The sequence below is a fragment of the Brevibacillus sp. FW301-21C12A genome, from assembly GCF_058788915.1.
This window is the reverse complement of the sequence record NZ_JBYTBG010000024.1, coordinates 24,364-37,102: the sequence shown is the minus strand read 5'-3', so window position 1 is coordinate 37,102 and position 12,739 is coordinate 24,364. Positions and strand designations below refer to the sequence as shown.

General features: G+C 57.4%; 10 protein-coding genes and 2 riboswitches. Of the genes, 8 read left to right on the top strand and 2 right to left on the bottom strand.

Going from position 1 to position 12,739, the window contains the following annotated elements:
- Positions 1-3 precede the first annotated feature (3 nt).
- Both AC3WQH_RS15470 and AC3WQH_RS15465 read right to left on the bottom strand, forming a co-directional pair.
- Positions 4-672 carry a 2-hydroxy-3-keto-5-methylthiopentenyl-1-phosphate phosphatase gene (locus tag AC3WQH_RS15470; protein WP_025844045.1) on the bottom strand — a complete coding sequence of 223 codons (669 nt, stop codon included), beginning with the start codon at positions 670-672 and terminating at the stop codon, positions 4-6.
- Entirely contained in the window at positions 669-1,883 is a 1,215-nt protein-coding gene (locus tag AC3WQH_RS15465; protein WP_221842294.1) for a 2,3-diketo-5-methylthiopentyl-1-phosphate enolase, read from the bottom strand. Before AC3WQH_RS15465 ends, AC3WQH_RS15470 begins: the two co-directional genes overlap by 4 nt.
- Positions 1,884-2,002: 119 nt before the next feature.
- A riboswitch (SAM riboswitch) is annotated at positions 2,003-2,153 on the bottom strand.
- A gap of 157 nt (positions 2,154-2,310) precedes the next feature.
- Here AC3WQH_RS15465 and AC3WQH_RS15460 point away from each other — a divergent pair.
- From AC3WQH_RS15460 to AC3WQH_RS15425, 8 genes are all read left to right on the top strand, one after another.
- Positions 2,311-2,829 (top strand): sigma-70 family RNA polymerase sigma factor, encoded by a 519-nt coding sequence (locus tag AC3WQH_RS15460; protein WP_026558502.1) that lies wholly within the window; start codon positions 2,311-2,313, stop codon positions 2,827-2,829.
- Positions 2,826-4,019: an anti-sigma factor gene (locus AC3WQH_RS15455; protein ID WP_221842296.1), complete on the top strand. Its 1,194-nt coding sequence runs from the start codon at positions 2,826-2,828 to the stop codon at positions 4,017-4,019. Before AC3WQH_RS15460 ends, AC3WQH_RS15455 begins: the two co-directional genes overlap by 4 nt.
- 92 nt (positions 4,020-4,111) lie before the next feature.
- Positions 4,112-4,257: riboswitch (SAM riboswitch) on the top strand.
- Between the two features lie 180 nt (positions 4,258-4,437).
- Positions 4,438-5,667, top strand: coding sequence for an S-methyl-5-thioribose kinase (gene mtnK, locus AC3WQH_RS15450; protein ID WP_005826623.1), 1,230 nt, complete (start codon positions 4,438-4,440; stop codon positions 5,665-5,667).
- Positions 5,664-6,704 carry an S-methyl-5-thioribose-1-phosphate isomerase gene (mtnA, locus tag AC3WQH_RS15445; protein ID WP_005826621.1) on the top strand — a complete coding sequence of 347 codons (1,041 nt, stop codon included), beginning with the start codon at positions 5,664-5,666 and terminating at the stop codon, positions 6,702-6,704. Before mtnK ends, mtnA begins: the two co-directional genes overlap by 4 nt.
- A gap of 160 nt (positions 6,705-6,864) precedes the next feature.
- Positions 6,865-7,419, top strand: a complete 555-nt coding sequence (locus AC3WQH_RS15440) for a GNAT family N-acetyltransferase (protein ID WP_007776467.1) — start codon at positions 6,865-6,867, stop codon at positions 7,417-7,419.
- A gap of 227 nt (positions 7,420-7,646) precedes the next feature.
- The gene (locus AC3WQH_RS15435) at positions 7,647-9,389 is read left to right on the top strand and encodes an ABC transporter ATP-binding protein (protein ID WP_025844048.1); all 1,743 of its coding nucleotides are present in this window, start codon (positions 7,647-7,649) and stop codon (positions 9,387-9,389) included.
- A 27-nt stretch (positions 9,390-9,416) separates the two neighbouring features.
- The gene (locus tag AC3WQH_RS15430; RefSeq protein ID WP_327945003.1) at positions 9,417-11,504 is read left to right on the top strand and encodes an ABC transporter ATP-binding protein; all 2,088 of its coding nucleotides are present in this window, start codon (positions 9,417-9,419) and stop codon (positions 11,502-11,504) included.
- Positions 11,505-11,543: 39 nt separating this feature from the next.
- Positions 11,544-12,728, top strand: coding sequence for an MFS transporter (locus AC3WQH_RS15425; RefSeq protein WP_005826616.1), 1,185 nt, complete (start codon positions 11,544-11,546; stop codon positions 12,726-12,728).
- Positions 12,729-12,739: the final 11 nt, after the last annotated feature.

Here is a 12,739-nt window from a genome sequence, read left to right as displayed (position 1 = left end):
GGATTAGACAACCTCCTGTTTCAGTTCGGTCAGCGTGCCAATCACGTCGTGGAAGGTCGCGAATGTGCTGTGCGGCAGCGCAAGCTCCTGTGCCTTCTCGGCGAGGAAGGAGCGGGCGATGACGTAGTCGGCGATCTTTGCGCCAGCCAGGTCCGTGATCGAATCGCCAATGACGACGCGATAGTGAGTGGCAGGGTCGTAGCGGCGAATGATGGTCGTCTTGCACATGCCGCAGCCGTTTGTGCAGTGCTCGTCGCAGGAGTGCGGCCACGTGATCGTGATGTTCTCGCCGGAGAAGTCGCTGCCGTTGCAGTAGATCGGGACACCGCTAAGGTCAAACGGAGCGAGAATCGGCTGGACGAAAAAGTCGATGCCGCCGCTCGTAATCAAAAGCTCGATGCCTTCCTCGCGGCAAAAGCGGACGAAGTCAGCGAAGCCGGGGCGAATCGTAGCCTCCTGGACGATGTAGTCTACAATATCCTGGCGCAAGGAAGAAGGGAGCAACTGAAACAGCTTGCCGACGCCTTCCTGTACGCTTATTTGTTGCGAAAGAATTTGTTTGGTGAGTGCTTCCCATTCGGGGGGAGCGAACTTTTTCACAATCGCGACGATGTTGTCTTTTTCCGTAATCGTTCCGTCGAAATCGCAGAACAGCACGAGCTTTTTGCTCATCGTGCGCCACCCCACTTTTCCAGGGCGATGGCAAGCTCAGGCGATCCGGCAGCGGCTTCTTCCAGGCTGCGCCCGGCAGTGACGGCAGCGATTGCGTCGACAAAAGCTTTCGCTCCGGCCGTCGCGCCGCCGGGGTGGCCGTGAATGCCGCCGCCCGCGTTGACGATTTGGTCGAGACCGAAGTCCTGATACAACTGCGGCACGAGTCCGGGATGAATGCCTGCGGACGGAACCGGGAACGAGCGGCGCACGCCCTCCAGCGGCGTCGTCAAGTTGTGGGCGAGTTGCAGCGCTTCTGTCTTGTCCAGCGCCACGTTGCCGTACGGAGACGGGAACAGCACCAGGTCTGCTCCGGCGATCCGCATCAAGGTGCCGAGCAGAAGCGGCGTGGCGATGCCGTAGTCAGGCGACGGATAGTACGCGCCTGCGAGCGCCGGGTGCGCCATGATCGGGACGTTGACATCCGGATCGGCTGCCAGGCGGTGCAGGGCATCGAAGCCGAAGGCCAGCACGTTGAACAGCAGGCAGTCGGCGCCCGCTTCGACCGCGCGTTTTGCCTTTTCGTTCAGCTCGTTGATCGGCCCGGTCAGGTTGGCGGCGTAGAGGACAGGCTTGCCTGTCTCGGCTTCGGTCTCCAGGGCGATCTGTTTGAACGCCTGGATGCGCTCAAAAAACGGTGCGCGGTCGTCCGCGAAGAAAATTTCGTCATCTTTGACCAAATCGACGCCGCCCTGCGCCTGTGCTTTAAATTGCGTTTTCAGATCGTCGAACGGCAGGCCGAGGCAAGATTTGAAAATGCTCATCAGGAGCGGACGGTTTTGGGCGTCCAGTCGTCCGCGCAGTCCGTCTATGCCGAACTTCGGTCCGGGAAAAGCCTGGAGGAACGAGTCGGGAAAAGCGATGTCGACCAGCTTGATTTTTCCGTCCATCGAGAGCTTTCCGAAAATTCCGGTCAAGAGCGAAGGAATGTCGCTGGTGAAGTTGCGGGTCGGGTAGCTGACGGTAATCAGCCCGCGCACATCCCCGTTTTCCAATGTTTCCAGCGGAGTGGCGCTGACGGCTTCGCCTAGGTACGGCGCCAGCTCCGCTTGCTTGGCAGCGGGCAAGTCCGTCCAGGAGCCGACCGTCATGCCGACTGCGATGGCAGCGGCTTTTTTGTTCAAGTCTTTGGCTTGTGTCAAATAGGTGACGAGGATGCGTTGCTCACTCATGCTAGTCCTCCTTGGCAGCTTGAAAAGCTGTCGTGGTCGTTTCGAAACATGTAATCATGCAAAAAAGCCTCCCCACTTGAGCGGGGAGGCGGTTGTCGACTATGAAAACGTCTCGTCTCCTCTCATCTCTCGGGTCAGTAGCCGGAACAAACAGCTCCGACTCTTATCCGTTGGAATTAGCACCGTTTCGCTATTTTTGTCGAACGCAAAAAAATAGCGCCGGTTGCCGGGCATCATAGGGCCAGTCCCTCAGCCAGCTCGCGATAAGAGTTTATGTGGTTCACACGCCATCTATCCGTGTGCGATACACCCATGATATGCCTTCTCGTTCCGCTAGTCAATCTTTGTTTTTCCGAGAATGTGCATCTGCTCACAGGGAAAAGGAGGCAGCAAGTGAAACTTTTTTACTCAGCGTGCGTGGTATCGGATGAAAGGGTGTGGAGGCATTGGGAAAGTAGGCTTGGAGGACGTGTACCAGTTGCACGTAAACGATATATACCGCTATCTTTTCCGGCTCACACGCGATCGGAGGCAGGCGGAAGACTTGACGCAGGAGACTTTTTTTCGCGCGTATGCCTCCCTGGATGACTATCGCGGGGAAAAAGTGCGGCCGTGGCTGTTCAAGGTGGCCTACCACGCCTTCGTGGACTGGCATCGCAAACAGAAGCGGCGGCCAGTCGATTACGTCGGGAGCGTGCCGGAACGACTGGATGCTTCCGCCGTCGATCCCGCTGACCAGCTCGTGAACCAGGAGTTGTGGGAGGCTGCATCCGCCTGTTTGGAGCGGCTGCCGGAAAAGCAGCGACAGGTGATTTTGCTGTCGGCGATGCAGTTTTCCTACGCGGAAATGGCGGAGGTGCTGGGAATCGAACTGGCGGATGTCAAGCGCTCCCTGTTTCGGGGACGGCAAAAGATGCGGCAACTGTGGAAGGAGGAAGGGCTATGACGAACCAAAACGGGGATGACCGCGAGCAAAAACTGCTTGCTTACCTGAGAGGGGATTTGACGGGAGAGGAAGCGAAACGGCTGGGCGAGGAACTGGCAGACGACGAAGAGTACGGGAAGCGGCTGGAACGGCTATTGCTCGGGGAAGAACAAGGGACAGACGGCAAGCAGGAGGCTGCGCCAGGGCTTTCGGAAGCAAGACAACGGGCGATCGTCCGCCGGGGAAAGTGGAAAAACAGGCTGACGACCTCCTTCTATGCCTTCGCGATTCCTTGCCTCGCGGGTGTGCTCTTGCTGTTCGTAAACGGCTGGGTGGGGACGCTGATGCATGACGATTTGTTCCGGGTGGCACGGGACATGGTCAATTTTACCCAGCCTGGCGTGAGCGTGGGCAGCAGCGGCTCGCAGGTGGGGCTGTTGTACGGCAGCATCGACATGGAGCTGCGAGAGCAGGTTGGCAACGAGGCCAAAAGCGCTGGCCGCTTTCGGAGCACGAATGTGCTGTGGAACGTGAGCGCCAGACCGGAGTGGACAGGGGGCGTCAGGGAGCAAAAGCTGTTTTTCCGCTATCCGCTATCGGCCGGAGAACCGGAAGAAGACACGTCCTTTTTGCGCACGCCTGCCTGGACGACGCTGGAAAAGCTGCCGGAAGGAACGGTTTCCCAACTGGCGATCTCGTTTGACAGCTTCCTGACGTATGAGCAGTATGTCGAGCTGGTTTCCCGCCATGTCAGCAGCTACAACCAGGAGACGGTCTGGTTTGCCGTCGACACTGGCGTGGAGGTGAAACAAGTTGACGGGGAAGCCGGCAATCTGCTACTCGGCCCGGGGGAGGTCTGGGGCTTTGCCGAGCGGGAGCTGGATTACGGAACCGCGCCGATTCAGGTGAACGGAGAAGGCGAGCGGCGAATGGCCGCCTTCATGGGCGAGATGAAGTATTTGACCGAGCAAAAAAGCTTGGCGCGCGATATGGGCTACGCGCTGCTTTCGGGCGGCAATCCGCAACTCGAGGAGCGCTATCGCTATTTGCAGGAAAAAGGCGTGCGCATCTACGGCGCCGTCCTGACCGGGCCGACGAAGGAGCTGCTCAGGCTCAAGGAGGAAAAGTCGATTACCGCCGCGTTTGTCGGCAAAATCGACTGGTGGAACTGGGAGCGCCCCGCCGCCTCGGGGACGCAGAATAGCTGGTAGAAGGCGAGCCGTTTTTGCAAAAAAAGAGTGTTGACATCGTGGAACCGCAGGTTGTATGATTCAAACTAAATCAAAACCGCATACGTTTGGATACCTTATCCAGAGAAGGTGGAGGGACTGGCCCGATGATACCCGGCAACCGACACGACGCGATTTCAACGCGAGCAGCGATTGAAGCAAAAAGCGACGTGCACGGTGCTAATTCCTGCAGAAACAAAAGTGGTCTGGAAGATAAGGGGGACATGACACGTTATTTGTACGTGACGACAGCGACCTCTTTTCTTCGGAAAAGAGGTCTTTTTGTATGTCACAGCACGAACGCCGATGGCCGCATGACACCGTTTGACCGCAAGGCTGGGGGATATGACCAGTCCGCTACAGATAGAGAGAAACTACTTAACGAGGGGAGTAATCAATCATGGCATACCGCGCATTGACTGAACAGGAAGCAGTAGAGTACGTAAAAGGCTTGCCGGGTCTGTTTACAGAGGGGGCCGAGTTGACCAGCCGAGAAATCGGGGACGGGAACCTGAATCTGGTGTTCGATATTCAGGAGTCGGCTACCGGAAAAAAAGTGATCGTGAAGCAGGCGCTGCCGTTTGCGAGAGTCGTGGGCGAGTCGTGGCCGCTGACCATCGACCGCGCCCGGATCGAGAGCGAAGCGCTTCGCATCCAGCACAAATACGTACCGGACCTGGTGCCGGAAGTGTACCACTTCGATCAGGAGCTGGCCCTGACGGTGATGGAAAACGTAGGCGACCACATCATCATGCGCAAAGGCTTGATTGAGGGCAAGCGCTATCCGCTTTTTCCGAAGCAGATCGGCCGTTTTCTCGCGCACACCTTGTTCTACACATCGGATTTGGGCGCGCATCCGTACGACAAAAAAGCGCTCGTCGGAACATTCATAAATCCGGAATTGTGCAAAATCACAGAAGATCTCGTCTTTACCGATCCGTACGAAAATGCGCCGACCAACGACTTCAACCCGCTGATTCGCCGGGAAGTGGAAGCGATCTGGAACAACAAGCCGCTCAAGCTGGAGATCGCCAAGCTGAAATACGACTTCCTCACGCGCGCAGAAGCGCTGCTGCACGGCGACTTGCACACGGGCAGCATTTTCATCACCGAGACGAGCCTGAAAGCGATCGACCCGGAATTTGCCTACTACGGGCCAATCGGCTTTGACATCGGCGCGGTCATCGCCAACCTGCTGCTCAACTACGCAGGTCAACACGGATTGCAAGAAGACCCAGGAGAACGCGACTCGTATCGCGAATACTTACTGGAAACGGTGGAAGATGTCTGGAACGAATTCGTTTCCCAGTTCGTTCAGCTCTGGCACAAACAGGCAAAAGAGCGCAGCGCTCACGTCGAAGGCTTGTGGCAAAGCTACGTGAAGCGACTGATTCAGGACACGGCGGGCTATGCCGGCTGCAAAATTTTGCGCCGCGTGATCGGGCTTGCGGGAGTGGCTGATCTGAACACCATCGCAGACGATGAAAAACGGGCAGAAGCCGAGCGACTGGCGCTGGCGATCGGAGAAGCGCTGATTCTCGGCCGCAGCAACGTCGACGAATCGACAGACATCACGGACATCGTCCGCCAGGTAACCGCACGCTACTATCAGGAGGCAACGACAGTATGACAACCAGTACACAAACAACGCCAGTCAAGTGGGAAGACGACGCGCTCGTCTTGCTTGACCAGACGCGTTTGCCAGTAGAGACGATTTACTTGCGGCTGACGACCGCAGAAGAAGTATGGGGCTCCATTCGCCGCCTGGAAGTGCGCGGCGCGCCGGCAATCGGCATGGCCGCAGCATATGGATTGTACCTGGGGATTCGCGGCAGCGAGGCACAGACGTACGAAGCGTTTTGGCAGGAGTTGAACCGCCAGGCAGACTACCTGGGCACATCCCGCCCTACCGCTGTCAACCTGTTCTGGGCGCTCGACCGGATCAAGGCGCGCGTGAAAAAAGACGCTGCCCTGCCAATCGCAGAGCTGAAAGCCGCTGTGCTTGACGAAGCGCTGGCGATTCAAAAGGAAGACGCCGAGGTGTGCCGGACGATCGGAGAGCATCTGCTCACGCTGCTGCAAGACGGCATGGGCGTTCTCACGCACTGTAATCCGGGGGCGCTGGCGACGGCAGCGTACGGAACGGCTACGGCTCCCTTTTATTTGGCCAAGGAACGCGGCTGGAATCTGAAAGTATATGCAGACGAGACGCGTCCCGTCTTGCAAGGCGCTCGCCTGACCGCGTATGAATTGCAGCAGGCGGGCATCGACGTCACGCTGATCTGCGACAACATGGCGGCGATGGTGATGTCGCAGGGCAAAGTGCAGGCGGTCGTCGTCGGAACGGACCGCGTGGCGGCCAACGGCGATGTCGCCAACAAGATCGGCACCTACGGGGTAGCGGTTTTGGCAAAGGCGCACGGCATTCCTTTTTACGTGGCAGCTCCCCTGTCCTCAGTCGACCTGGCAACACCGACAGGCGCGGACATTCCGATTGAGGAGCGTCCGGCCGAGGAGATCACGCACGGCCTGGGCAAACAGGTAGCACCTGACGACATCAAAGTGTACAATCCGGCGTTCGATGTGACGCCTGCCCAATACATTACGGCGATTGTCACCGAGACGGGCATTTTCAAACCGGAAGAGATTGCGAAAAGCAAACAATAATCACGCTCATGAGCGTCTGCCAGTTCGCTGGCGGGCGCTTTTTGCGCAAGAAGCGTCCCTGCCGCTTGCCAAACAATGGCTCCGGTCGCATAATCGAGCGTAAGCAGTCGTTTGCCAGTCTTTAGTCGCTGCATCTACATAATATAAGGAGGGCTTTTGCATGAGAAGGATACCGATTAATGAGGAGACGTTTCTCAAACAGCTTGAGCTGTCCGATGCCGCCGAAATGTTCTGGCTCACGGACACCAACAGACCCTACCTGAAGGAATGGCTGCCTTGGCTGAATTTTACGAAGCGTGTCGAGGATACGAGCCATTTTATCCAGCGAACGATCCAGCAGCATAACGACAATCAGGGCATTCACTACGGAATCTGGCACAACGGACGGCTGGCCGGAACGCTGGGCGTGCACAATATTGACTGGATCAACAAGAAAACGGCGATCGGCTATTGGCTCGGCGCCCAGTTCCAGGGCAAGGGACTGATGACCGGGGCAGTGGCGGCGTACATGGACCAGCTTATTTTCGGCTCGTGGGGGCTGGAAAAGGTCACGATTCAGGCGGCGACGGAAAATTACAGGAGCAGAGCGATCCCGGAGCGGCTGGGCTTTCAACTGGAAGGAATCCTGCGCCGCAACGAGTTTCTGTACGACCATTTTGTCGACCATGCCGTGTACAGCATGTTGAAGGAAGAATGGCTGGCAAGACGTAGCTGAAAAAGTTGGATTGACAAAGAAAATTCAGTAAATTACGATGAAGGAAGCAAGAAGGGGTGCGTGATGCGCGCGCCTTTTTTATATATTAGTACAATTACGGTTTCGCCCATGGTTTGGTTTGGCGCAGCCGGGTTTGTCCATTCGCTGGAAAGGTGCAGTTGCCCAGGAGAAAAGCGCTGGCTGCAATTGAGTTCCATACAAGGCTACATCATGGGAGGGGGATCTGCTTGCATACACTCAAGGAGCTATCGTGGTTTTTTCGCGCGTACTGGAAACGGTACACAATCGGTATCTTGTTTTTATTTCTCATCGACGTCCTGATGCTTTGGCCGCCTCGTCTGATCGGAGAGACGGTCGATGCGATGCGCAACAGCTCTTTGACGACGCAGGATTTGACCAGGACGGTTGCGATCCTGCTCTCGCTTGGTGTCGGGCTGTACGCGATGCGTTTTGCCTGGCGACACTTGCTCAACGGCGGTGCGCTGATTTTGGAGCGGACTTTGCGCGAGCGTCTGTTTGCGCACCTGACGCGGATGACGCCGTCGTTTTACCATCGCAAGCGCAGCGGCGATCTGATGGCTGTCGCGACCAACGACATTCCGGCGATCGAGCAAACGGCGAGTACAGGCGTGCTCACGCTGGTCGATTCGCTGTTCATGACGCTGTTGACGCTCGGGGTCATGGTGACGGTCATCGATTGGAAGCTGACGTTGGCGGCGCTGATCCCGATGCCTTTTTTGGCCTGGTCGACCGCCTACTACGGCAGACTGCTGCACGAGCGCTTTTATCTCGCCCAGGAAGCGTTTGGCGAGATGAACGACCACGTGCAGCAATCGGTTTCCGGCGTGCGTGTGCTGCGTGCGTTTGTGCAGGAAAAGGAAGACATTGAAGCCTATCGCCGGGTCAGTGAAAAAACGCTGGAGCGCAACGTGAGCGTATCGCGGATCGACGCGCTGTTCGAGCCGACGATTGCGATCATTATCGGCTTCAGCTTCCTGATCGGGCTTGGCTATGGAACATACCTCGTCTTTACGAGCGCGATTTCTTTGGGCGATCTGGTCGCTTTTAACCTGTACCTCGGGCTTTTGATCTGGCCGATGTTCGCCTTTGGCTGGCTGGTCAACGTGCTGCAGCGCGGCGGAGCGTCCCACAAGCGCCTCTCCGAGCTTTTGGTGGAACAGCCGGATGTGAAGGAAGTCGCCCACCCGGTGACGGCCGAGACGCCGAATACGGTAGAAGCTCGCCAGTTTTCTTTTGCCTACCCGGGCAGTGAAAAGCCTGCGCTCACTGACATCACCTTTTCGCTCGGGGCAGGCGAGACGCTGGGCATTGTCGGGCGGACGGGGAGCGGGAAGTCGACGCTGTGCCGCGCCCTGTTGCATCAATACGAGTTGAAGGAGCAGTCGCTGTTTGTCGGCGGAGTGCCGATTGAAAAACTGTCATTTGCAGCGCTGCGGGAAAAAATCGCCTATGTGCCGCAGGAGCATTTGCTGTTCTCGCGGACGATTGCGGAAAATGTAGCGTTTGGCCGGCCGCAAGCGACAGAGGCGGAGGTACTGCACGCGCTCAAGCTGGCGGAAATGGGCAATGATCTGGCCCAGTTCCGCGATGGCCTGCAAACGATGGTGGGCGAAAAGGGCGTGACCCTCTCCGGCGGGCAAAAGCAGCGGATTTCGATTGCCAGGGCTTTGCTGCTCGATGCAGGCATCCTCATTCTCGACGATTCGTTGTCGGCGGTCGACGCCCGGACGGAAGAGGCGATTTTGCGTCATTTGCGCGAGGAGCGCGCCGCCAAAACGACGATTATTACCGCTCACCGCCTGTCTGCCGTGCAACACGCCGAGCTGATTCTCGTGCTGGACGAAGGCCGGATTGTCGAGCGGGGAACACATGATGAGCTGATGCAGCAAAACGGCTGGTATGCGGAGCAGTATCGCAGACAGCAAATGGAGCGGGATGTTGCCGGCTAAGCCGTGAAGAGGGAGGGAGAGCGTTTCGTGGGGAAAGAACACGTATGGAAGCGGCTGGCCGCATTTGCGCGGCCGTTTCAAAAGCAAATAGGGGGAGCGCTGATCCTGCTTCTGCTCGGGACGAGTGCGGAGCTGGCGGGACCATTTCTGGCCAAGGCGATGATCGACAATCACATCCTCGCCATCCAGAAGCCCTGGTACGAGTTTGAACAAAAGCCGCAGGTGCCCGAGGACCTGGTGGTTGCGATAAACGATCGCTACTATATACGGGAGGATGCGCTGGCCGATGCGGGCTTGACACCCGGCAGCATCCAGGCGAGCGAAGCGACCGTAGTTGCGGAAGGCACGACGTATTACTTGATCGAGGGAAAAATCGAGCAAAACGGCGAGAAGCAGTTCACGCCCATCGAGCCGGAAAATGGCCGGGAGCGCTTTGCGGTGACGGCGGGCGATGCGGCGGGGACGAGTGCGGCTCCGACAGGAATCCGGCTGACGGGCGAAGAAGTTTTGGCGATGTACCAAAACGACGTGCAGCCGATCATCTGGCTGTCGTTAGGGTACGGAGCGCTGATTTTGCTGTCGGCGTGCTTCAACTACATTCAGATTTTGTGGCTGCAAACGATCGCCCAGCGCATCATTCAACAGATGCGGATGAAGCTGTTCGTGCATTTGCAGAAGCTCCCGGTCTCCTTTTTTGACAAGACGCCGGTTGGCTCGCTCGTCTCCCGCGTGAGCAACGACACCGAGGCGATTCGCGAGCTGTACGTGAGCGTGCTTGCCACGTTTGTGCAAAACGGCATTTATTTGCTCGGAATCTTGATCGCGCTGTTCGTGCTCCAGCCGCAACTGGCCCTGTTCTGCTGTCTGACTGTGCCGCTGCTCGCGCTCTTGGTCTACGTCTATCAAAAGTACAGCTCCCGCTACTACGCGGTGATTCGGGCGAAGCTCGGCGACATGAACGCGACGATCAACGAGATGATTCAAAACATGGCGATTGTCCAGGCGTTTCGCCGCGAGGAAGGCGTGCAAAAAGAGTTTGCGCAGGTGAACGAAAGCTACTTCAAGGTGCGGATGAAGGAAATCAACCTGGAGTCGCTCCTGCTGCGGCCCGCTGTCGACCTGATCTGGAAAATCGCCCTGACCTTGATTATCTGGTACTACGGCTCCGCGTCGTTTCACAGCGTCATTTCGTTCGGGGCGCTGTTTGCCTTCGTAGACTACATGGGTCGCTTTTTCGAGCCGATCAACATGATTATGAACCGCCTGTCGCAAATGCAGCAGGCGACGATCTCGGCCACACGCGTCTTCGATATTTTGGACACGGCGGCCGAATCGCAAACAGCGGGGACGCCAATCGCGCGGCCGCGCGGGGAAGTGGTGTTCGACCAGGTGTCGTTTGCTTACAACGAAGATGAGTACGTGCTGAAAAACGTTTCGTTCACCGCGAAGCCGGGCCAGACGATCGCGCTCGTCGGCCATACCGGATCAGGGAAAAGCTCGCTGATGAACCTCTTGCTCGGCTTTTATCCGGTGACAAAAGGGCGCATCCTGATCGACGGCAAGAACATGCGCAAGATCGACACGCAATCGCTGCGCAGTCATATCGGGCTGGTGCTGCAAGACCCGTTTTTGTTTACGGGCAGCATCGGCTTCAACATTCGCATGTACAACGACGCGATTTCCGATGAAAAAGTCGTGCAGGCCGCCAAGGCAGTGCGGGCCGACGAATTTATTACGCGCCTGCCGCAAGGGTACGACGAGCCGGTTGTCGAGCGCGGCATGACGTTGTCTGCGGGACAGCGGCAGCTCATTTCGTTTGCCCGGGCGCTTGTGGCCGATCCGGCGATTTTGATTCTCGACGAAGCGACGGCGAGCATCGACAGCGAAACCGAGCTGGCGATCCAGGAAGCGCTGCACGTCCTGTCGCGCGGGCGGACGACGTTTATCATTGCCCATCGGCTGTCGACGATCCAGCACGCGGACCAGATTCTCGTATTGTCCCGCGGGGAAATCGTGGAGCGGGGAACGCATGACGAGCTGATGGCACAGGATGGACTGTATCAAAAAATGTACCAGCTTCAACAAGGGAGTCTTTCTGTTAAAGTGAATGGATAGAGGTTTACAGAGGATTTAGGGGAAAGGAGCTTCAACACCATGTCTTCGTCGAGATACACCTTCTGGGTGTTGATCCTGGTGGTAGCCATCTCGGGCTTGAGCCAAGGCTTGAGCATTCCGCTTTTGGCTGTGCTGTTGGAAAAGCAGGGCGTGTCGTCGGTCATGAACGGGCTGAACGCCGCCGCTCTGTACGTGGGGATGGTGCTCGTCTCGCCTTTGCTGGAAATTCCGCTGAGGCGGATCGGCTACCGTTCCACGATTTTGTGGGGAATGCTGCTGCTCACGATTGCGACTGCCCTCATCCCGCTGTTCAGCCACCTGGCTGTCTGGTTTGTGTTGCGCATGCTGATGGGGATTGGCGATTCCAGCCTGCACTACTCCAGCCAGATGTGGGTGACGAAAATCGCCGCGCCGCAAACGCGGGGACGCGACCTGTCCCTGTACGGGCTGGCGTATGGCGTCGGCTTCAGCATCGGGCCGCTTGGCTTGAATTTGTTGCCGCTCGGGCTGTGGGTGCCGTTTGGCGTCTTGCTTTTTTTGTACGCCGTAGCTTTTGTGCTTTTGTCGCGGATTAAAAACGAATATCCCGAACAGCTCAAGCAAACGGAAAAGAAACAAAACAAATACGCCACCGTGCTGCGCATCGGCTGGCTGTCGCTGATTCCTTCCTTTTTATACGGGTTCATGGAGACGTCTTTGAACGGCAGCTTTCCGGTCTACGCGTTGCGCACAGGCTTGTCGCTGGAGTGGGTTTCCCTGATTTTGCCGTCGTTTGTAGTCGGCAGCATTATTTTGCAAATGCCGCTCGGGACGCTGAGCGACCGGATCGGGCGCAGGCAAGTGATGCTCGCCTGTGCGCTTGTCGGGGGGATTGCCTTTTTCCTGTTCCCGCTGGCCGGGGAAAACGTCTGGCTGATGATGCTGCTGCTCGCGCTTGCCGGGGCGGCAGTCGGATCGTTTTACTCGCTCGGTCTGGCCTATTCGGCCGATATTTTGCCTGCCGCCATGGTGCCGACTGCGGGAATTATTGCGGGCATCAACTTCGGGATCGCGAGCATTCTCGCGCCAAACGTCAACGGCGTGCTCATGGAGCTGTGGGAGCCGTGGACGATGTTTTGGCTGATGGGGGCGCTTCTCGTGGTCTTCGCCGCCGCCTGCCTGTTTGCCCGAAACAGCAAGTCCCAGGCAGAGGGCTATCCGCTGCCATTGCAAAAACAAGGCTGATGGATGCCAAA